This is a genomic window from Micrococcus antarcticus, assembly GCF_044872765.1.
Taxonomy (GTDB): Bacteria; Actinomycetota; Actinomycetes; order Actinomycetales; family Micrococcaceae; genus Micrococcus.
On the sequence record NZ_CP085253.1, the window covers coordinates 2,170,568 to 2,190,884 of the forward strand.

The 20,317-nt window shown below is 66.9% G+C and carries 8 protein-coding genes, 1 tRNA gene and 3 rRNA genes; 10 read left to right on the forward strand and 2 right to left on the reverse strand.

Annotated features, from left to right (window positions below; translation table 11 throughout):
• Positions 1-37 precede the first annotated feature (37 nt).
• From rlmB to rrf, 9 genes are all read left to right on the forward strand, one after another.
• On the forward strand, positions 38-1,027 hold the full coding sequence (gene rlmB, locus LG274_RS10185) for a 23S rRNA (guanosine(2251)-2'-O)-methyltransferase RlmB (protein WP_248118383.1): 990 nt from the start codon (positions 38-40) through the stop codon (positions 1,025-1,027).
• Between the two features lie 284 nt (positions 1,028-1,311).
• The gene (locus tag LG274_RS10190) at positions 1,312-2,343 is read left to right on the forward strand and encodes an ABC transporter substrate-binding protein (RefSeq protein WP_404464295.1); all 1,032 of its coding nucleotides are present in this window, start codon (positions 1,312-1,314) and stop codon (positions 2,341-2,343) included.
• 108 nt (positions 2,344-2,451) lie between these two features.
• Positions 2,452-3,435, forward strand: a complete 984-nt coding sequence (locus LG274_RS10195; RefSeq protein WP_248118386.1) for an ABC transporter permease — start codon at positions 2,452-2,454, stop codon at positions 3,433-3,435.
• Positions 3,428-4,219 carry an ABC transporter ATP-binding protein gene (locus tag LG274_RS10200; protein ID WP_248118395.1) on the forward strand — a complete coding sequence of 264 codons (792 nt, stop codon included), beginning with the start codon at positions 3,428-3,430 and terminating at the stop codon, positions 4,217-4,219. The genes LG274_RS10195 and LG274_RS10200 overlap by 8 nt, the downstream gene beginning before the upstream one ends.
• An 82-nt stretch (positions 4,220-4,301) precedes the next feature.
• Positions 4,302-6,386 (forward strand): maltotransferase domain-containing protein, encoded by a 2,085-nt coding sequence (locus LG274_RS10205; RefSeq protein WP_404464297.1) that lies wholly within the window; start codon positions 4,302-4,304, stop codon positions 6,384-6,386.
• Positions 6,387-6,445: 59 nt separating this feature from the next.
• The gene (gene glgB, locus LG274_RS10210) at positions 6,446-8,842 is read left to right on the forward strand and encodes a 1,4-alpha-glucan branching protein GlgB (protein ID WP_404464299.1); all 2,397 of its coding nucleotides are present in this window, start codon (positions 6,446-6,448) and stop codon (positions 8,840-8,842) included.
• 729 nt (positions 8,843-9,571) lie between these two features.
• Positions 9,572-11,092 (forward strand): 16S ribosomal RNA (locus LG274_RS10215).
• Positions 11,093-11,533: 441 nt separating this feature from the next.
• A 23S ribosomal RNA gene (locus LG274_RS10220) occupies positions 11,534-14,626 on the forward strand.
• A 183-nt stretch (positions 14,627-14,809) separates the two neighbouring features.
• A 5S ribosomal RNA gene (gene rrf / locus LG274_RS10225) occupies positions 14,810-14,926 on the forward strand.
• Together the 16S, 23S and 5S rRNA genes form the textbook arrangement of a ribosomal RNA operon.
• A 103-nt stretch (positions 14,927-15,029) precedes the next feature.
• Here the strand turns inward: rrf and LG274_RS10230 are convergent.
• Positions 15,030-15,494: a hypothetical protein gene (locus LG274_RS10230; RefSeq protein ID WP_404464301.1), complete on the reverse strand. Its 465-nt coding sequence runs from the start codon at positions 15,492-15,494 to the stop codon at positions 15,030-15,032.
• Between the two features lie 134 nt (positions 15,495-15,628).
• Between LG274_RS10230 and LG274_RS10235 the strand changes: the two genes are divergently transcribed.
• Positions 15,629-15,705 (forward strand) — tRNA-Pro (locus LG274_RS10235).
• A 197-nt stretch (positions 15,706-15,902) separates the two neighbouring features.
• Here the strand turns inward: LG274_RS10235 and LG274_RS10240 are convergent.
• Entirely contained in the window at positions 15,903-20,249 is a 4,347-nt protein-coding gene (locus LG274_RS10240) for a lamin tail domain-containing protein (RefSeq protein WP_404464303.1), read from the reverse strand.
• Positions 20,250-20,317: the final 68 nt, after the last annotated feature.

The following is a 20,317-nucleotide window of genomic DNA, read 5'->3' on the forward strand; positions in this document are numbered from 1 at the left end:
CGTCGACCCCAGCCCCACCCACAGCAGGAGTCCCCTCATGTCCACCGCACCCCGCTCCGGCGGATCCCGCAAGCCCCAGGGCAAGAAGGGCCCGCTGAAGGGCACCGGCGGCCACGGCCGCAAGGCCCTCGAAGGCCGCGGCCCCACGCCCAAGGCGGAGGACCGCACGTACCACAAGGCGCACCGCTCGAAGCAGCTGGCCGAGCGCTCCGCCGCGAAGCGCCCCGGCGCCGGCCCGCAGCGCGCCGCCCGCCCCAAGCTCTCCGACGAGACGGTCTCCGGGCGCAACCCCGTGGTCGAGGCCCTGCGCGCCGGCATCCCCGCCAAGGCGCTGCACGTGGCGGTGCGGATCGAGGTGGACGACCGCGTCCGCGAGGCCCTGCGCCTGTGCGCCGAGCAGGGCGTGCCGGTCATGGAGAACACCAAGCCCGAGCTGGACCGCCTCTCCGCCGACGCGATCCACCAGGGCCTCGTCCTGCAGATCCCGCCGTACGAGTACGCGGACGCGCTCGACCTGGCCCGAGAGACCCTCGAGAAGGGCGAGAAGGCGCACCTGCGCACCGCGCCGCTGCTGATCGCCCTCGACGGCATCACCGACCCCCGCAACCTGGGCGCCATCATCCGTGCCGGCTCCGCGTTCGGCGCGGACGGCGTGATCGTCCCGGAGCGCCGCTCCGTGGGTGTCACGGCGACGGCGTGGCGCACCTCCGCGGGCGCGGCGGCCCGCGTGCCTGTGGCCCAGGCGGGCAACCTCAACAACACCCTCGCGGAGCTGCACCGCATGGGCTACTTCGTGCTCGGCCTCGACGGCGACGGCGACGTCTCCCTGCCCGGCCTCGAGCTCGCCACCGAGCCCCTCGTGCTCGTGGTGGGCGCCGAGGGCAAGGGCCTGTCCCGCCTCGTGCGCGAGCACTGCCAGCAGATCGTCTCGATCCCGATCGACTCGACCATGGAGTCCCTCAACGCCTCGATGGCCGTGGGCATCTCCCTCTACGAGATCTCGACGCGCCGCGCCGGCGCGCGCTGAACCCCCAGCGGTGCCTGTCCGGCCGTCGGCCCCCGCGGATCCCCTCCCGAGGATGCGCGGGGGCCGTCGGCGTCAGGGCTGATGTCGTCTGGGCCGGACGCCTCTGTGCCGAGGACATCCGTTCCCCGCGGCGCGTGGTCGACGTCACAATGTCCACATTTTCATGGGCCATATTGCGCGTGATGCAGTTCACGCTGCACAGTGATGGTCACTGTGACCACGCGACCACCCCCGCGGGCGCAGCCCCCTGACGCACCCTGCCTGCAGAACGAGGTCCTCGTCCCATGAACCACCGCTCCCTTCGCATCACCGCCGCCCTCGCCGCCGTCGCCCTCGGGCTCACCGCGTGCGGCGGGTCCGGCTCGGCCGACTCCGCCTCGTCCTCGGCGGCGGGCTCCGCCGGGGACTCCTCCGCTGCGGTCGAGGAGTACACCGTGGGCATCAACCAGCTGACCACCCACCCGGCCCTCGACGCCACGCGTGAGGGCTTCAAGGAGGCCTTCGCCGACGCCGGCCTGAAGGTGGAGTTCGATGAGCAGAACGCCCAGGGCGACCAGGCGACCGTCACCTCCATCGCCTCCACCTTCGCGTCCGCGTCGGACGTCGACCTCGTGGCCGCGATCGCCACCCCGGCTGCCCAGGGCACCGCCTCCGCCGTGAAGGACAAGCCGGTCGTGTTCATGGCCGTCACGGACCCGAAGGCCGCCGAGCTCGTGAAGGCGGACGACGCCCCGGGCGGCAACGTCACCGGCGTCTCCGACCGCAACCCGGTGAAGGAGCAGCTGCAGCTGCTCAAGGACGTCAAGCCGGATGCCAAGACCGTGGGCATCGTCTACAACTCGGGCGAGGTCAACTCCAAGGTCCAGGTGGACCAGGCCAAGGCTGCCGGCAAGGACCTGGGCCTCGAGGTGAAGGAGGCCACGATCACCAACTCGTCCGAGGTCCAGCAGGGCGTCCAGGCGCTCGGCGACGTGGACGGCATCTACGTCCCCACGGACAACGCCGTGGTCTCCGCGCTCGAGACCGTCCTGTCCTACGGCAAGGACAAGAAGGCGCCCGTGATCTCCGCGGACACCGACTCGGTGGAGAAGGGCGCCCTGGGCACCTTCGGCATCGACTACAAGGAGCACGGCAAGCAGGCCGGCGAGATGGCGGTGAAGATCCTCCGGGACGGCGCCAAGCCGGAGTCCACCCCGGTCGGCTTCGCCGACCCCGCCTCCCTCGAGCTGGTCCTGAACAAGGAGGCCGCGACGTCCTTCGGCGTCGAGCTCCCCCAGGAGCTGCTCGGCAGGGCCGACGAGGTGATCGGCGGCTGACCGCCCTCCTCCGGTGATCCCGGTCGGCCCCGGACGCGCCCGTGTCCGGGGCCGATGCGCGGATCCCGCGTCTCTTCCCCTCCCGGCCCCGCCTCCGAAAGGCCCCCCATGATCACCGCAGTGGAGCTCGGTCTGATCTACGCCGTCATGGCACTCGGCGTGTACCTGACCTTCCGCATCCTCGACTTCCCCGACCTCACGGTGGACGGCTCGTTCACCACGGGCGCCGCCACGGCGGCCGTCCTGATCACGAACGACGTGCCCGTCGCCCTCGCCCTGCTCGCCGCGTTCGTCGTCGGCTGCCTCGCGGGCCTCGTGACGGGCCTGCTGCACACGAAGGGCCGGATCGACGGGCTCCTCGCCGGCATTCTCACCATGATCGCGCTGTACTCGATCAACCTCCGGATCATGGGCAAGGCCAACATCCCGCTGCTCGGCCAGGACACGCTGTTCACCTGGCTCGCGGACATGGGCCTGGCGCGGAGCATCGGCTCCGTCGTGGTCCTGTTCCTCGGCGTGTTCGTGCTCAAGCTGGTCATCGACTGGTTCCTGCACACGGACCTGGGTCTCGCGCTGCAGGCCACGGGCGACAACGAGGAGATGATCCGCTCCTACGGCGTCTCCACGGACCGGATGAAGATCCTCGGCCTCATGCTCTCCAACGGCCTCGTGGGCCTGTGCGGCGCGCTGCTGGCCATGTACCAGGGCTTTGCGGACATCAGCATGGGCATCGGCCTGATCCTCGTGGGCCTCGCGTCCGTGATCGTGGGCCAGGCGATCTTCGGCCAGCGCACGGTCTTCATGGCCACGCTCGCCGTGATCGTGGGCGCCGTGCTCTACCGCATCATCATCCAGCTCGCGCTCAACGCGGGCCTGAACCCCAATGACATGAAGCTCATCTCCGCCCTGCTCGTGGTCCTTGCGCTCCTCCTGCCGCGGTTCGGGTTCGCGAAGCGGCTGAGCCTGCGCTCGCGGCACACCACGGCCGAGCCCGTCTCGCAGCGGACCGGCGCCCCGACGCCGGCCGACGACGCGGTGGCCGAGGGCGCCGCCGCGTACGCATCCGCCCCGAAGGAGGCACCCCGTGCTTGAGATCCACGACGTCTCGAAGACCTTCTTCCCGGGCACCGTCAACGAGCGCCGTGCCCTGCGGGGCATCGACCTGCGTCTGGCGGAGGGCGACTTCGTCACGGTCATCGGCTCCAACGGCGCCGGCAAGTCGACCATCCTCAACACCATCGCAGGCAAGCTGACGCCGGACTCCGGCACCGTGAGCGTGGGCGGCCGGGACGTCACCCGGATGCCCGACCATCGACGCGCCTCCTGGATCGGCCGCGTGTTCCAGGACCCGACGGCCGGCACCGCGCCCTCGCTGAGCATCGAGGAGAACATGGCGCTCGCGTGGCGCCGCGGCCACACCCGCGGCCTCTCCCGTGGCGTGACCGCGTCCCGCCGTGCGGTGTTCCGGGAGGAGCTCACCAAGCTCGAGCTCGGTCTCGAGGACCGCCTCACCTCGAAGGTGGGCCTGCTCTCGGGCGGCCAGCGCCAGGCGCTCAGCCTGCTCATGGCCACGTTCTCCGGGCCGAAGATCCTGCTGCTGGACGAGCACACGGCCGCGCTGGATCCGTCCCGTGCCGAGCTCGTCACCCGCCTGACCCGGCAGGTGGTTGCGGAGCGCTCGCTCACCACGCTCATGGTCACGCACAACATGTCGCAGGCGCTCGAGGTGGGCGACCGGCTGATCATGATGCACGACGGTCAGGTGATCCTCGAGCTGGATGCGGCCCAGAAGGCTCGCATGACCCCCGCCGACCTCCTCGCGGAGTTCGGCAAGATCAAGGGCGCCGTGGTGGATGACAAGACGATGCTCTCCTGATGCCCCGGTCCCGGGCGGGTCGGACCCGCCCGGGACCGGCCAGGCATTCATTCGGGGGCCCGGTCGCGGTAGCGTCGGGCGCGTGAGCACCTCGAAGAGCGCCCCCGTCAGCGACGTCCGCCTCTCCACCGTCACAGGCCGCATCCCGGTGACCGCCGTCCAGCCGGTGGTGCTGGACGGCCGCTTCCCGGCCAAGGCCGTGGTGGGGGAGGACGTCCCCGTCCGCGCGACGGTGTTCCGGGAGGGCCACGACGCCGTCCGCGCCACCGTCCGTCTCCTCGATCCGGACGGAGCCGAGGTGCAGCGGGTGCCGATGCGCCCCGGTCGCCCGGGCCTGGACGAGGTGCTCGGCACCCTGCGTCCCGCCGAGACGGGCCTGCACCACTTCGTCGTCGAGGGCTGGCACGATCCCGTGGGCACATGGCGTCACGCCGCCACGGTGAAGATCGCCGCGGACGTGGACGTGGAGCTCATGCTGGCGGAGGGCGCCGCCCTGTTCGGCCACGCGGCGCAGGATGCCGAGCGCCCCGCCGAGGACCGCGCCGCCTTCGAGGCCGCCGTCCGCGGGCTGTCCGACGCCGCCCTCACGCCCGCGCAGCGCCTCGCCGCCGCCGAGTCCGCCGACGTCGCCGCGGCCCTGGACGCCCGTCCGATCCGTGAGCACGTCACCAGATCCGAGCTCTACCCGCTGGACGTGCAGCGCGAGCTCGCCGGCCGCGGCGCGTGGTACGAGTTCTTCCCGCGCTCCGAGGGGGCACGGTTCGAGGAGTCCACGGGCACGTGGCACTCGGGCACCTTCGCGACGGCGGCCCGCCGCCTCCCCGGGGTCGCCGCGATGGGCTTCCAGGTGGTCTACCTGCCGCCGATCCACCCGATCGGCCGCGCGCACCGCAAGGGCCCGAACAACACCCTCACCGCCGGCCCGCAGGATCCGGGCTCGCCGTGGGCGATCGGCGCGGCCGAGGGCGGGCACGACGCCGTCCACCCGGACCTGGGCACGCTCGAGGACTTCGAGGCGTTCGTGGCCGCGGCCGCGGAGCTGGACCTCGAGGTGGCCCTGGACCTCGCCCTGCAGTGCGCCCCGGACCACCCGTGGGTGGCCACCCACCCCGAGTGGTTCACCACCCGCGTGGACGGCACCATCGCCTACGCGGAGAACCCGCCGAAGAAGTACCAGGACATCTACCCGCTGAACTTCGACAACGACCCGGACGGCCTCTCCGCCGCGGTGCTCGACGTCGTCCTCGGCTGGGTGCGGCGCGGCGTGCACATCTTCCGCGTGGACAACCCGCACACCAAGCCCCTGTGGTTCTGGGAGTGGCTCATCCGCGAGGTGCGCGAGGTGGAGCCGCGCGCGGTGTTCCTCGCCGAGGCGTTCACGCGCCCCGCCATGATGCACGGGCTCGGCCAGGTCGGCTTCCAGCAGTCCTACGGCTACTTCACGTGGCGGAACACCCGCGAGGAGCTCGCCGAGTACCTCGCGGAGATCAGCCATGAGACCGCCGGCTTCTACCGCCCGAACTTCTTCGTGAACACCCCGGACATCCTCACGGAGTATCTCCAGACGGGCGGCCCCGGGGCGTTCCGCATCCGCGCCGCGATCGCCGCGACGTCCAACCCGCTCTGGGGCGTCTACGCGGGCTTCGAGCTCTTCGAGCACGTGCCGCGCCCGGGCGCGGAGGAGTACATCGACAACGAGAAGTACGAGTACCGCCCGCGCGACTGGCAGGGGGCGGAGGCCGCCGGCGCCTCGCTCGCGCCCTATCTGACCCGCCTCAACGAGATCCGGGCCGCGCATCCGTCCCTGCGGGACCTGCAGAACCTCACGCTGCACGGCTCCACCCACGAGGACCTGCTGGTCTTCTCCAAGACGCGATCGGCCGCCCCGGAGGGCGCGCACCGCGACGCCGCCGCGGTGACCGACGCCGGTCCCGCCGAGGACACCGTGATCGTGGTCGTCACCACGGACCCCCACGGGGTCACCGAGGCGACGCTGCGCCTGGACCTGGACGCGCTGCAGGTCCGGGCCGAGGACCGGGACGAGGAGGGCCGCTTCGAGGTGGAGGAGCTGCTGACCGGGCAGCGCTGGCACTGGGGCGCCGAGCCCTACGTCCGCCTCGACCCCGAAGCGCCGGCACACGTGCTGCGCGTCGTCCGCCGCGGCTGAGCCGCCCTCCCGGCGCACCCCCGCCGACCCCGACCGTGACCCCTGAACAGGAAGATCCCATGGCCCCCCGCACCGTCGCCCCCCTCCCCGTCGACCCGGAGGTGCTGGCCGCCGTCGCGGAGGGCCGCCACCATGACCCGCACAGCGTGCTCGGGGTGCATCTCCACCCCGACGGCGCCGGGGTCACCTACCGTGCGCTGCGCCCCTTCGCGCGGACGGTGACGGCGGTCCGCGCGGCCGACGGCTCACGCGTCGAGCTGGAGCACGAGCACGACGGGGTGTTCGTCGGCGCCGGGCCCCTGACCGCGGCAGGCCCCGGAGCCGTGGGCGAGTACCGGCTCGAGGTCGCCTATCCGGGCGCGGAGGGCGAGGCCGACGCCGTGGAGGCGTGGGACGACCCCTACCGGCACCTGCCGACGCTGGGCGATCTGGACCTGTACCTGATCGGCGAGGGCCGGCACGAGCGGCTGTGGGAGGTGCTCGGCGCCCGCGTGCACCGGGACGCGGCGGGCGAGGCCATCGGCACCGCGTTCGCGGTGTGGGCGCCCAACGCCCGGGCGGTGCGCGTGGTGGGCGAGCACAACGGCTGGCAGGGGCGCACCCACGCGATGCGCTCCCTGGGCTCCTCAGGCGTGTGGGAGCTGCTCGTCCCCGGCGTGGGCCACGGCGCGCGCTACAAGTTCGAGATCCTCGGCCCGGACGGGCTCTGGCGTCAGAAGGCGGACCCCATGGCCCGCTGGACCGAGGTGCCGCCGGCCACGGCCTCGCGGGTGCTGGACTCCACCTACACGTTCACCGACGACGCCTGGATGGAGCGGCGCCGCGCGACCGATCCGCACGAGCAGCCGCTGAGCATCTACGAGGTGCACCTCGGCTCGTGGCGCCCCGGGCTGGACTACCGGCAGCTCGCCGAGCAGCTCGTCGAGTACGTGCAGTGGCTGGGCTTCACCCACGTGGAGCTCATGCCCGTGGCCGAGCACCCGTTCGGCGGCTCGTGGGGCTACCAGGTCACCGGCTACTACGCGCCGACGTCGCGCTTCGGCACCCCGGACGAGTTCAAGCACCTGGTGAACGCCCTGCACGAGGCCGGGATCGGCGTGATCGTGGACTGGGTGCCGGCCCACTTCCCCAAGGACGAGTGGGCGCTGGCACGGTTCGACGGCACGCCCCTGTACGAGCACCCGGACCCGCGCCGCGGCGAGCATCCGGACTGGGGCACGTACGTGTTCGACTTCGGCCGTACGGAGGTGCGCAACTTCCTCGTGGCCAACGCCCTCTACTGGCTGGGCGAGTTCCACGTGGACGGGCTGCGCGTGGACGCCGTCGCCTCGATGCTCTACCTGGACTACTCCCGCGAGGACGGCGAGTGGGAGCCCAACATCCACGGGGGCAACCACAACCTCGAGGCGATCGGCTTCCTGCAGGAGGCGAACTCCGCGGCCTACCGGCTGCACCCGGGGGTGCACATGATCGCGGAGGAGTCCACGGCGTTCAGCGGTGTGAGCGCTCCCGTGAGCGCGGGCGGCCTGGGCTTCGGCAAGAAGTGGAACATGGGCTGGATGCACGACACCCTGGCGTACCTCTCCGAGGACCCGGTGAACCGCCGCTGGCACCACGGCCAGTGGACGTTCTCCATGGTCTACGCGTACTCCGAGAACTACGTGCTGCCGCTGTCCCACGACGAGGTGGTGCACGGCAAGGGATCGCTCCTGCAGAAGATCCCCGGCGACCGCCGCCAGCAGCTGGCCACCCTGCGCGCGTACTTCGCGTACATGTGGGCGCACCCGGGCAAGCAGCTGGTCTTCATGGGCGCGGAGTTCGCCCAGCCCTCCGAGTGGTCCGAGGGGAACGGGCTGGACTGGCCCGTCTCCTGGGACGAGGCCCACCGCGGGGTGCAGCTCACGGTGCGCGAGCTCAACGCGCTCTACCGCGTGAAGCCCGCGCTGTGGTCCGCGGACCACAGCCCCGAGGGGTTCGCGTGGGTGGACGGCGGGGACGCGGACGGGAACACCCTCGTGTTCCTGCGCCGGCCTGCGGGCGGCGGGGGTCAGGCCGAGGCGTCCCCCCTGCTGTGCATCACGAACCTCTCCGGCTCCGCGCGCCAGGGTCTGCGCGTCGGCGTGCCGAGTGCGGGGGAGTGGACGGTGGTGCTGGACACCGACGACGCCGACTTCCACGGGGACGGATGGCGCGAGCAGACCGGCCAGGTCGAGTCCCCCGTCGCCGAGCCGGGCGAGTGGCAGGGGCAGCCGGCCCACCTCACGGTGAACGTGCCGGCGCTGAGCACCCTCTGGCTGCAGCCTCACCCGGGCACGGGCGACGAGCCCATGGCGCACGGCACGGTCACAGCAGGGGAGGCGGACGTGGCGGGGACCCCGGTGGTCGACCCGCAGGCCCAGGAGCCGGTGACCGAGCCTCACCCGTCCGACCGTCCCGAGGCCGCCCGCCGAATGTGAGGCAGGCCATGGCGGAGCGCCGGCACGCCTGAGTGAGGTGAACGTCGGATGAACGCTGCGGAACCCCCGTGATCATGCGGGTGGAAGGTGATCGGGGGCGGTGCACGCGGTGCACGGCCCCCGATTTTGCGTGGGGGTCGTGGTGTGTGTAGAGTTCCATCTCGTGCTGAGGCGCGGTTCGAGGAATCGGACGGCCGGGTGAAGAACATGGAATCCGCGGATTCTTGCCGAGAATGGCAGGTCCAGGGCGGATGTGCTCACACAGTGTGCAGTGTTCCTGTGAGGGGATGCTGGTATTCCTGAAGAGATGATCTGGTTTGACTACTGGTGATCGTGTGGTAGGCTTTTGTAGCCTTCTTCATGAATTTTCACTGGATGACGACGTCGGATGACGGAGTTGACAGGAACTGATCGTGTGGTAAGGTTGCGAAACCGGATCACGTGAACAGCTGCTGAAGACTTCGGAAACGGGGTTGACAGGGTCTGATCGGATGGTCTAGGATGGAGAAGTTGCTCCAGAGCGAAACGTTCCGCGAGGCGGGATGGTGAGTCTGGAAGCGCCTGTTGTTTGAGAACTCAATAGTGTGCCAAGTTTGTTGATGCCAATTGTTTTAACACATTGGTTGACCATACACCCCGCACCCCCGTGTGAGTGGTGGTGGTCTGCCAGCGATTGAATTGATGTCATGACACTTATTTCCGGGTGTTGTGAGGTCGTTCTGTAATTTTTTTACGGAGAGTTTGATCCTGGCTCAGGATGAACGCTGGCGGCGTGCTTAACACATGCAAGTCGAACGATGAAGCCCAGCTTGCTGGGTGGATTAGTGGCGAACGGGTGAGTAACACGTGAGTAACCTGCCCTTGACTCTAGGATAAGCCCGGGAAACTGGGTCTAATACTGGATAGGAACGTCTACCGCATGGTGGATGTTGGAAAGAATTTCGGTCATGGATGGACTCGCGGCCTATCAGCTTGTTGGTGAGGTAATGGCTCACCAAGGCGACGACGGGTAGCCGGCCTGAGAGGGTGACCGGCCACACTGGGACTGAGACACGGCCCAGACTCCTACGGGAGGCAGCAGTGGGGAATATTGCACAATGGGCGAAAGCCTGATGCAGCGACGCCGCGTGAGGGATGACGGCCTTCGGGTTGTAAACCTCTTTCAGTAGGGAAGAAGCGAAAGTGACGGTACCTGCAGAAGAAGCACCGGCTAACTACGTGCCAGCAGCCGCGGTAATACGTAGGGTGCGAGCGTTATCCGGAATTATTGGGCGTAAAGAGCTCGTAGGCGGTTTGTCGCGTCTGTCGTGAAAGTCCGGGGCTTAACCCCGGATCTGCGGTGGGTACGGGCAGACTAGAGTGCAGTAGGGGAGACTGGAATTCCTGGTGTAGCGGTGGAATGCGCAGATATCAGGAGGAACACCGATGGCGAAGGCAGGTCTCTGGGCTGTAACTGACGCTGAGGAGCGAAAGCATGGGGAGCGAACAGGATTAGATACCCTGGTAGTCCATGCCGTAAACGTTGGGCACTAGGTGTGGGGAACATTCCACGTTTTCCGCGCCGCAGCTAACGCATTAAGTGCCCCGCCTGGGGAGTACGGCCGCAAGGCTAAAACTCAAAGGAATTGACGGGGGCCCGCACAAGCGGCGGAGCATGCGGATTAATTCGATGCAACGCGAAGAACCTTACCAAGGCTTGACATGTTCTCGATCGCCGTAGAGATACGGTTTCCCCTTTGGGGCGGGTTCACAGGTGGTGCATGGTTGTCGTCAGCTCGTGTCGTGAGATGTTGGGTTAAGTCCCGCAACGAGCGCAACCCTCGTTCCATGTTGCCAGCACTTCGGGTGGGGACTCATGGGAGACTGCCGGGGTCAACTCGGAGGAAGGTGGGGACGACGTCAAATCATCATGCCCCTTATGTCTTGGGCTTCACGCATGCTACAATGGCCGGTACAATGGGTTGCGATACTGTGAGGTGGAGCTAATCCCAAAAAGCCGGTCTCAGTTCGGATTGGGGTCTGCAACTCGACCCCATGAAGTCGGAGTCGCTAGTAATCGCAGATCAGCAACGCTGCGGTGAATACGTTCCCGGGCCTTGTACACACCGCCCGTCAAGTCACGAAAGTCGGTAACACCCGAAGCCGGTGGCCTAACCCTTGTGGAGGGAGCCGTCGAAGGTGGGACCAGCGATTGGGACTAAGTCGTAACAAGGTAGCCGTACCGGAAGGTGCGGCTGGATCACCTCCTTTCTAAGGAGCATTAGTGCCCGTTGCATCACCGCGTGTGTGATGGCGGGTTGCTCATGGGTGGAACATCAACGAATGGTGCTGGGGAGTGTCCTGGTTCTGGCTGAGTACGCCGGCTGTTTGCAGCTGGTTGGAATGGTTGGGGCTGGTGATGGTTTCTGGTGTTGGCACACTGTTGGGTCCTGGGACAGCAGGCGCCTGGCAGCCTTTTGGGGTTGTTGGGTGGTGTTGTTTCTGTTTCCCTTGCTTGGTGAGTCGCATCGTTGTGGTGTGGTGAGCGGGTGTGGGGGTTGTTGTTTGAGAACTGCATAGTGGACGCGAGCATCTTATTTTTGTTGCTGCACTGTTGATCGCCGTGTTTCCCCCTGGGGACGTGGTGTGAGGTGTGGTGACGCCGAAAATGACATCTTAGTTATATTTGCTCATTTTAGGGCTTTCATGTGTGTGAAAGTTTCTAAGGGCGCATGGTGGATGCCTTGGCAACAGGAGCCGAAGAAGGACGTGGGAATCTGCGATAAGCCTGGTGGAGTCGATAACCGGACGTTGAGACCAGGATTTCCGAATGGGGAAACCCCGCACGACGTGTCGTGTGACCGCCCGTTGAACACATAGACGGGTTGGAGGGAACGTGGGGAAGTGAAACATCTCAGTACCCACAGGAAGAGAAAACAAAAGTGATTCCGTTAGTAGTGGCGAGCGAACGCGGATGGGGCTAAACCGTATGTGTGTGATACCCGGCAGGGGTTGCATGTGCGGTGTTGTGGGCCCCTCCTTGTCATGTCTGCCGGCATGGCGCGGTGAGGTGCGGGTGTATAGACGAACCGCTTTGGATGGCGGACCGTAGAGGGTGAGAGTCCCGTAGTCGAAATGCATTCCGCCGCCGTTGGAGGGTTGCCCGAGTAGCACGGGGCCCGAGAAATCCCGTGTGAATCTGCCAGGACCACCTGGTAAGCCTGAATACTACCTGTTGACCGATAGCGGATAAGTACCGTGAGGGAATGGTGAAAAGTACCCCGGGAGGGGAGTGAAATAGTACCTGAAACCATGTGCCTACAAACCGTCGGAGCCTCCTTGTAGGGGTGACGGCGTGCCTTTTGAAGAATGAGCCTGCGAGTTAGTGATACGTGGCGAGGTTAACCCGTGTGGGGAAGCCGTAGCGAAAGCGAGTCTGAATAGGGCGATTGAGTCGCGTGTCCTAGACCCGAAGCGGAGTGATCTACCCATGGCCAGGTTGAAGCGCGTGTAAGAGCGCGTGGAGGACCGAACCCACTTCAGTTGAAAATGGAGGGGATGAGCTGTGGGTAGGGGTGAAAGGCCAATCAAACTCCGTGATAGCTGGTTCTCCCCGAAATGCATTTAGGTGCAGCGTCACGTGTTTCTTCCCGGAGGTAGAGCTACTGGATGGACGATGGGCCCTACAAGGTTACTGACTTCAGCCAAACTCCGAATGCCGGGAAGTGAGAGCGTGGCAGTGAGACTGTGGGGGATAAGCTTCATAGTCGAGAGGGAAACAGCCCAGACCACCGGTTAAGGCCCCTAAGCGTGTGCTAAGTGGGAAAGGATGTGGAGTTGCTGAGACAACCAGGAGGTTGGCTTAGAAGCAGCCATCCTTGAAAGAGTGCGTAATAGCTCACTGGTCAAGTGATTCCGCGCCGACAATGTAGCGGGGCTCAAGTACACCGCCGAAACCGTGGCATTCAGCTTTTGTTGGATGGGTAGGGGAGCGTCGTTCACGAGGTGAAGCCAGCGAGTGATTTCTGGTGGATTGTGGACGAGTGAGAATGCAGGCATGAGTAGCGAAAGACGGGTGAGAAACCCGTCCGCCGGATGACTAAGGGTTCCAGGGTCAAGCTAATCTGCCCTGGGTAAGTCGGGACCTAAGGCGAGGCCGACAGGCGTAGTCGATGGACAACGGGTTGATATTCCCGTACCAGTGAAGAACCGTCCCTGCTGAGCCGGTGATACTAACCGCCCGAACCATCCCAAACCTGGTCTTTGATCAGGATGGTGGTGGGGAGCGCGGGACCTGAACCGGGGAGGCAAGCGTATTAACAGGTGTGACGCAGGAAGGTAGCCGGGCCAGGCAATGGAATCGACCTGGTCTAAGGGTGTAGGGCTGCTGGTAGGTAAATCCGCCAGCTTTGTGCTTGAGACCTGATGGGCGCCCACTTGGTGGGTGATCCGGTGATCCTATGCTGCCTAGAAAAGCATCGGCGCGAGGTTCAAACTGCCCGTACCCTAAACCGACACAGGTAGTCAGGTAGAGAATACTAAGGCGATCGAGAGAATCATGGTTAAGGAACTCGGCAAAATGCCCCCGTAACTTCGGGAGAAGGGGGGCCCCAACCTTGAGCATCACTTGCTGGTGTGAGGGGATCGGGGCCGCAGAGACCAGGGGGAAGCGACTGTTTATCAAAAACACAGGTCCGTGCGAAGTCGTAAGACGATGTATACGGACTGACTCCTGCCCGGTGCTGGAAGGTTAAGAGGACCCGTTAGCTTCGGCGAAGCGGAGAATTTAAGCCCCAGTAAACGGCGGTGGTAACTATAACCATCCTAAGGTAGCGAAATTCCTTGTCGGGTAAGTTCCGACCTGCACGAATGGAGTAACGACTTCCCCGCTGTCTCAACCGTGAACTCGGCGAAATTGCATTACGAGTAAAGATGCTCGTTACGCGCAGAAGGACGGAAAGACCCCGTGACCTTTACTATAGTTTGGTATTGGTGTTCGGTGTGGCTTGTGTAGGATAGGTGGGAGACTTTGAAGCGGGCACGCCAGTGTTCGTGGAGTCATCGTTGAAATACCACTCTGGTCACTCTGGATATCTAACTTCGGCCCGTGATCCGGGTCAGGGACAGTGCCTGATGGGTAGTTTAACTGGGGCGGTTGCCTCCCAAAATGTAACGGAGGCGCCCAAAGGTTCCCTCAGCCTGGTTGGCAATCAGGTGTCGAGTGCAAGTGCACAAGGGAGCTTGACTGTGAGAGTGGCAGCTCGAGCAGGGACGAAAGTCGGGACTAGTGATCCGGCGGCTCGTTGTGGAACGGCCGTCGCTCAACGGATAAAAGGTACCTCGGGGATAACAGGCTGATCTTGCCCAAGAGTCCATATCGACGGCATGGTTTGGCACCTCGATGTCGGCTCGTCGCATCCTGGGGCTGGAGTAGGTCCCAAGGGTTGGGCTGTTCGCCCATTAAAGCGGTACGCGAGCTGGGTTCAGAACGTCGTGAGACAGTTCGGTCCCTATCCTCTGCGCGCGTTGGAAATTTGAGAAGGTCTGTCCTTAGTACGAGAGGACCGGGACGGACGAACCTCTGGTATGTCAGTTGTACCGCCAGGTGCATGGCTGATTAGCTACGTTCGGGATGGATAACCGCTGAAAGCATCTAAGCGGGAAGCCGGCTTCGAGATGAGATTTCCTTGCCCCTTGAGGGTGTGAGGCCCCCAGCGAGAACACTGGGTTGATAGGCTGGATGTGGAAGCGAGGACTGAAGACTCGTGGAGCTGACCAGTACTAATAGGCCGATGATTTTTACACACATGTTCCTTCTGCTGCTTCAAGCGGGAGGGGTGATGGTGCTTGCGTCCACTGTGCGGTTGTCTGATTGCAACCGGTCCTGTTCCTTGTGGGGGTGGGGTTGAGAATTGAAGAGTGTGTCACTGTTGTGTGACCCGATGGTTTCCCGCTGCGCCTGTTTGGGTGTGTAGGTGGGGTTAGGGTTACGGCGGTCATAGCGTGGGGGAAACGCCCGGTTCCATTCCGAACCCGGAAGCTAAGGCCCACAGCGCCGATGGTACTGCAACCGGGAGGTTGTGGGAGAGTAGGTCGCCGCCGGACATCTTTTGAGGCAAAGGCCCCGCATTCGTGCGGGGCCTTTGCTGCGTTCAGGGGTCTTCTCCGCTCCGTTCCACCACGGCGAACACGGGGAAGCCCCGAGCCCTCAGTCCTCCAGCAGCTCTCCCTGGGCCTCCAGGGCTGAGGTCAGGACACGCGTGAGCCGGCGCCGTGATCCTTCGACCCGCCGGCCCAGGACCTCGATCTGTCGAGCGAACTCGTCGGCGTGCCAGGGCTTCTGGTCGTCTGGGATGGCGAGGAACGCGTCCACGGCTCGGGGGAGGTGCCGCTGCAGGACGTCGAGCACGTCGAGAGCCTCCGCTGCGCGCGCGGCGGCCATCCGATCCCAGGCAGGAAGCAGTGCCTCCACCCCGGCATGGAGGTCCCACAGTTCCCTCCACGTGTCCGGGCGCAGACGGTCACTCTCCCGCGTCAGCAGCTCGCGGAGGCCGTCGGCGGCGGCCTTGAGGTCCTCCCTCGGGGCCAGGCTCTCACGGACGCCTCGCGGCCGGTCCTCGGCACGAGCGGGCATGTCGGCGCGGGAGGAATGCCTCCAGGGCGGCCAGTGCATCTCTCCTCCTCTGCTGTCACCTGCGGCGGCGTCGTGACCATCCTGCCTGACGAGCGGGGGCATGGGCTGGTTTGGCTCCGTCACTCCACCGTGGTAGTGTGGCTCCCTGTTGGATTCCGGTCTTCGACCGCCAACGGGGTGTGGCGCAGCTTGGTAGCGCGCGTCGTTCGGGACGACGAGGCCGCAGGTTCAAATCCTGTCACCCCGACCACAGGGAAGGCCCCCGCTCAGCTGAGCGGGGGCCTTCGTCGTCGGCACCGTCGAGGTGCCGAGCAGCCGTCGTCATCCCCGTTGCCGTGGACGGTGCCGACCACACGGCGGCCGGCGGTGCCCCACCGGGCCGCGCCTGCCTGCTCGAACAAGCGGGAGGGGCGGGACGCGCGTCCCGCCCCTCCCGTTCTGAGGCCGTCAGGGACGACCGTTGCCCTTGCCGGGGTGGCCGTCGCGGTGTCCCGGGGGGACGCCGTCCTTGAGGCCCTTGCCCTTGCCGGGGTGGCCGTCGCGGTGTCCCGGGGGGACGCCGTCCTTGAGGCCCTTGCCCTTGCCGGGATGCCAGGGGGCAGGTCCCGGCTCCACCTCGGCGGGCGGCTCGGTGGGGGACACGACGACGAACTCACGCACGGCGCTGAGGTCGACGGCGCCGTACGGGTCCTCGGTGCGGATGTACCAGCCGTACTCGCCGGGCGTCAGGCCTGCCCAGGTCGAGCTCACGGTGGAGCCGGAGGCCACGTCGGCCTGCTGGTCGATGAGCTTGCCGGTCAGCACCTCGACGGTGACGGCGTCGGTCCCGAGGGTCTTGGTCCGCGACTCGATGCCGAGCTGGGCGTAGGACACCTCGAACTCCTGGTGCTGCGGCTCCAGGGACGGATCATCGGCGTTGTAGTCCTGCAGGGACGGCGAGTAGGTCCGGGCGAGCATCCGCTGCCCCTCGTTGTCGAAGTGCAGCAGGCGCAGGTATCCCAGGCCGCCCTCCGCGAGGCCCTGGTAGTCGAAGAGAACCTGCGTGACCTGACGGTCGTCGACCCCGTCCCCGTCGTCGTCGAACCCGTCGACGCGGGTGAAGGCGTCGTGGTAGTGACCCGAGAACACCAGGGAGACGTTCGGGTTGGTCGCCACGACCTCGTCGTAGATCCGCTGCGGGATCGGTCCGAGGCCGCCGGTCGTCAGCATGTACTCGTGGAGGTTGAGGACCGCGGTGCGCTCGGGGTACTGGGCCAGCACCTCGTTCATCCAGGCGATCTCCTCGTCGCCGGCCCCCCACCCCTGGTACAGCATGATGAAGTCCACGCCGTCGACCGTGATGAGGTCGTAGTGGCCCCGGTTGTCCTCGTACGACCCGCCGTACCAGGGGTTGCCGTCGAACCGCTCCGCGCCGAAGAACGTGCCGTAGGGCCCGTAGTCCTCAAGGGCGTGCCCCACGTCGTGGTTGCCGGCCAGGACTCCATACGGCAGACCCGCTTCGTCGAGCATCCGGTAGGCGTCGTCGGCGCGCTCCCACTGCTCCGGCTTGTCCCACTCGTCCACGATGTCGCCCGTGTGGAAGACGTAGGCCAGGTTGAGCCGCTCGCGCGCCTGGAGGAAGTACTCGTGGATCGCGAGCTGATGCTCGTACCAGGTCTCGTTGTAGTACTGCGTGTCCGACTCCCAGCCGAGGGTGAAGTCGTACTCGGAGCGGGGCACGTCCTCCGGGTGGCCGCCGGCCACCGCGGACTCGCGGGTGCTCAGGTCGGTGTGGGCGAAGCCCTCCGAGTGCTGGACGAGCAGCTGGACGCTGCCGTCGCGCACGTGGTCTGCGACGTCGACGAGGCCCTCGAGCGTGAACTCCGTCGGGTTGTCCCCGGTCGTCAGGGCGCGGTCGAGCTCCTCCCAGCGACCGGTGGCGGTGTTCAGCACCGAGAGGATCACCTTGGCGTCCGGATTGGCGCTGCCGTCCCAGGTGACGCGCACCTTCCCCTCGGCGGTGACGTCGTCGACGGGGACCTCGAGGAGCTGGTACGGGAATGCGTCGTCCGAGCTCACGACGTGCTCACGGCCGTCGTCGGCGCCCATCAGCTCGAGCGCCGCGGCGTCGGCCACGACCTTGCCGTCCCGCTCGGTGGCCGCGGCCACGGTGGTCTCACCGGTCCACACGTCGAGGCCCTCCTCGCCCGGAGCGACCTCCCGGCCCGCGTAGAAGTCGACGTCGAGCGCATCGCCGCTGGGGTCCGTGACGGTCGCGGACAGCTCCACGTCCGGGCCGTCGACGGCTGCGCCGTCCGCCGGTGACACCGGCGTCGCCCCGGGCTGCTCGACCGGGGTCGTGAACGTGATCGTCCGGGTCGAGGTGTTGCCGACCAGGTCCCGCGCGGTGAGCACGAGCCGGTGCTCGCCCGCCGGCAGGCTCAGCGAGCTGATCTCATGGGGAAGCTCGACGGGCGTGCCGTCCAGCTCGGCGGTGAGGACGTCCACGCCGGCCCCGGCATCGGAGGCAGTGGCCTGAAGGGTGTGGGCGCCGCGGACCTCCGCGCCGTCGGCCAGGTCGATGCTGATCTCCGGTCCCGTGTTGTCCACGGTGACGGTCCGGGTGACCGTCGTGGTGCCGTCCGTCGCCGTCACGGTGTGCTCGCCGTCGGCCACCGTGGTGGTGTCCCAGTCGAACGCGGTCGCGGAGAAGGCGTCCTGGGGCAGGTGGAAGGAGGCGTCGACGTAGTCGTTCTTGCCCGCGGAGTCGCCCATGGGGATCCACTGCGTGCCGTCCTCGAGGCCTGCCGGGCGCAGGGTGCGGCCGTCCGGCAGGACGAGGCGCAGGTTGCGGATCTGGAAGTCGTCGTTGTTCTCGTCCGGGTCGATCTCCGGCCAGGCCTTGGTGCCCGCATAGACGCTGAGCGTCAGCGGCTCCCCGGCGGTGATGTGCTCGAGCGGCACGTCGACGGGCACGGTGACCTCTCGGTCGTAGAAGCCCTCGTCGAAGATGTGCAGCACCTCGTCACCGACGAGCACGCCGTTGCGGAAGAAGGCGTCGGTGCTGGTGGCCTCGAAGGCGAACACCGGGCGACCTTCGAGTGCGGCCTCGGTGCCCTCCACACGCACGCCGTCCACCGCGACGGTGGTCGTGGAGGGGTAGGCGTCGCCGCCGGCGGTGATCCGTTCGCGGCCGGAGACGACCTCGCCCTCGGCCACGGACAGGCGGACGCCACTCTGATCGACGCCCGCGACCGGCACACGGTGGGTCTCCAGCTCCGTGGTGTGCGTGCCGTCGGAGGCCACGACGGAGTACTCGACCCACCGCTGACCGGTGAGGTCGACTGCGTTGATGACGTGCCGGTAGAGGTCGCCTTCGGCAGCCCGCAGGGTGTGCGTGACGGGCTCGGCCATGCCGGAGGTCCGCACCGCCACGGTGACCGTCTTGACCTGGACGTCGTCAGCGATGTGCAGCTCGATGGGGAAGTCCGCCGCCGGGTCGACCTCGGTGGCGGTCCGGTCCTCGATGACGGGTCCGGCGGCGTCCGCGGCGGGAAGCATGAGGCCGGCGGGGACCTGCTCGGTGGTAACGCTGCCGGGGGAGGCGGGGGCGGTGCCGACGAGGGTCTGCCGGTTCGGGTCAGCCGGGTCGACGGCGTACTGGATGCCCTGGTCGGCGATCGCGTCGTCCGCGCCGTTCAGGTTGTAGTAGGCCGTGTTCACCGGGAACCCGGTGTTCGTGACGATCTGCAGGCCACGCGGGCTGCCGTTGGCCATGCCGCCGGTGTGGATCTCCACCAGCTCGGCTCCGGCCGCGAGGTCGGTGCCGAAGTGGGTGTTGAAGTCGTCCGATGTGAGGTGGTCGTTCTTGCCGTTCTTGATCCAGAACACGACGGTCTCGCCCGGCTGGATGAGGAAGGAGGCGGGATCTGCCGGCCACGTGACGACGTTGTTGTTGGTCAGATCGTCCGCGGGGTAGAGGTAGTCGAGCGTGTAGTCGCCGAAGTCCACCGGTTCGGAGGTCGCGTTGTAGACCTCGATGAACTCGTAGCCGTCTGCGCCGTCGACGTTCGCCGTGTCAGGAGTGACCTCGGTGATCTGCAGCGGCGCCGTGGCCAGCGAGGGATCGGGCACCGGCGCCGGCTCCCCGGGATCGGGCTCCGGGGTCGGGGAGGCGAGCGCGTCGGACGAGACCTGGCCCGGGGTCGGGACGGCCGGCCCCTCCAGCAGCGCGGTTCCGGCGTCGCCGTCGTCGTCCACGCGGAACTGTGCGGTGCGGCCCGCCGAGGTCGAGCCCGCGGGATAGAAGGACCACGTCGTCGTGCCGTCGGGCAGGGTGAGGCGAACGCCCCGCTCACCGCCGTTGGCCATGCCGGGCTGGCCCTCCACGCGCACGAGGCGGTAGTCGGTCCCGGCGCCCTCGGTGGCCCAGTAGTCGCGGAAGTCCTGCTCGGTGCGGGCGAAGCTGTCAACGGTGCTGCTCGTGTAGGAGAGCCACAGCACGACCGTCTCGCCCGGCTGCACCAGCGTGCCGGACGGCACCTTCAGGGCGACGTCGCGGGACGTGTCGTCGCTGTCCGCGTAGATGTAGGCGAGACCGGCCTGCGACAGGTCGACGGCGGTGTCGCCGGTGTTCCGGACCTCGATGAACTCGAAGTGGTCGGAGCCCGCGGTGTCCGGGGCGATCTCGGTGATCATCAGCGCCGGCAGGGTGGGCGCGGCGCTGGCGGGCGAGGCCGCGAGCGGCGAGGCCACGAGGGCGGCGGCAGCCGTCAGGGCGACGAGCTGACGTGATCCGTGGGGCAGGGGAGCCATGGGTGATCCTTCGGGTGACGGACGGGTGACTTCCGCACTGTTCCAGTCGTGGGCGACGACGATTCGAT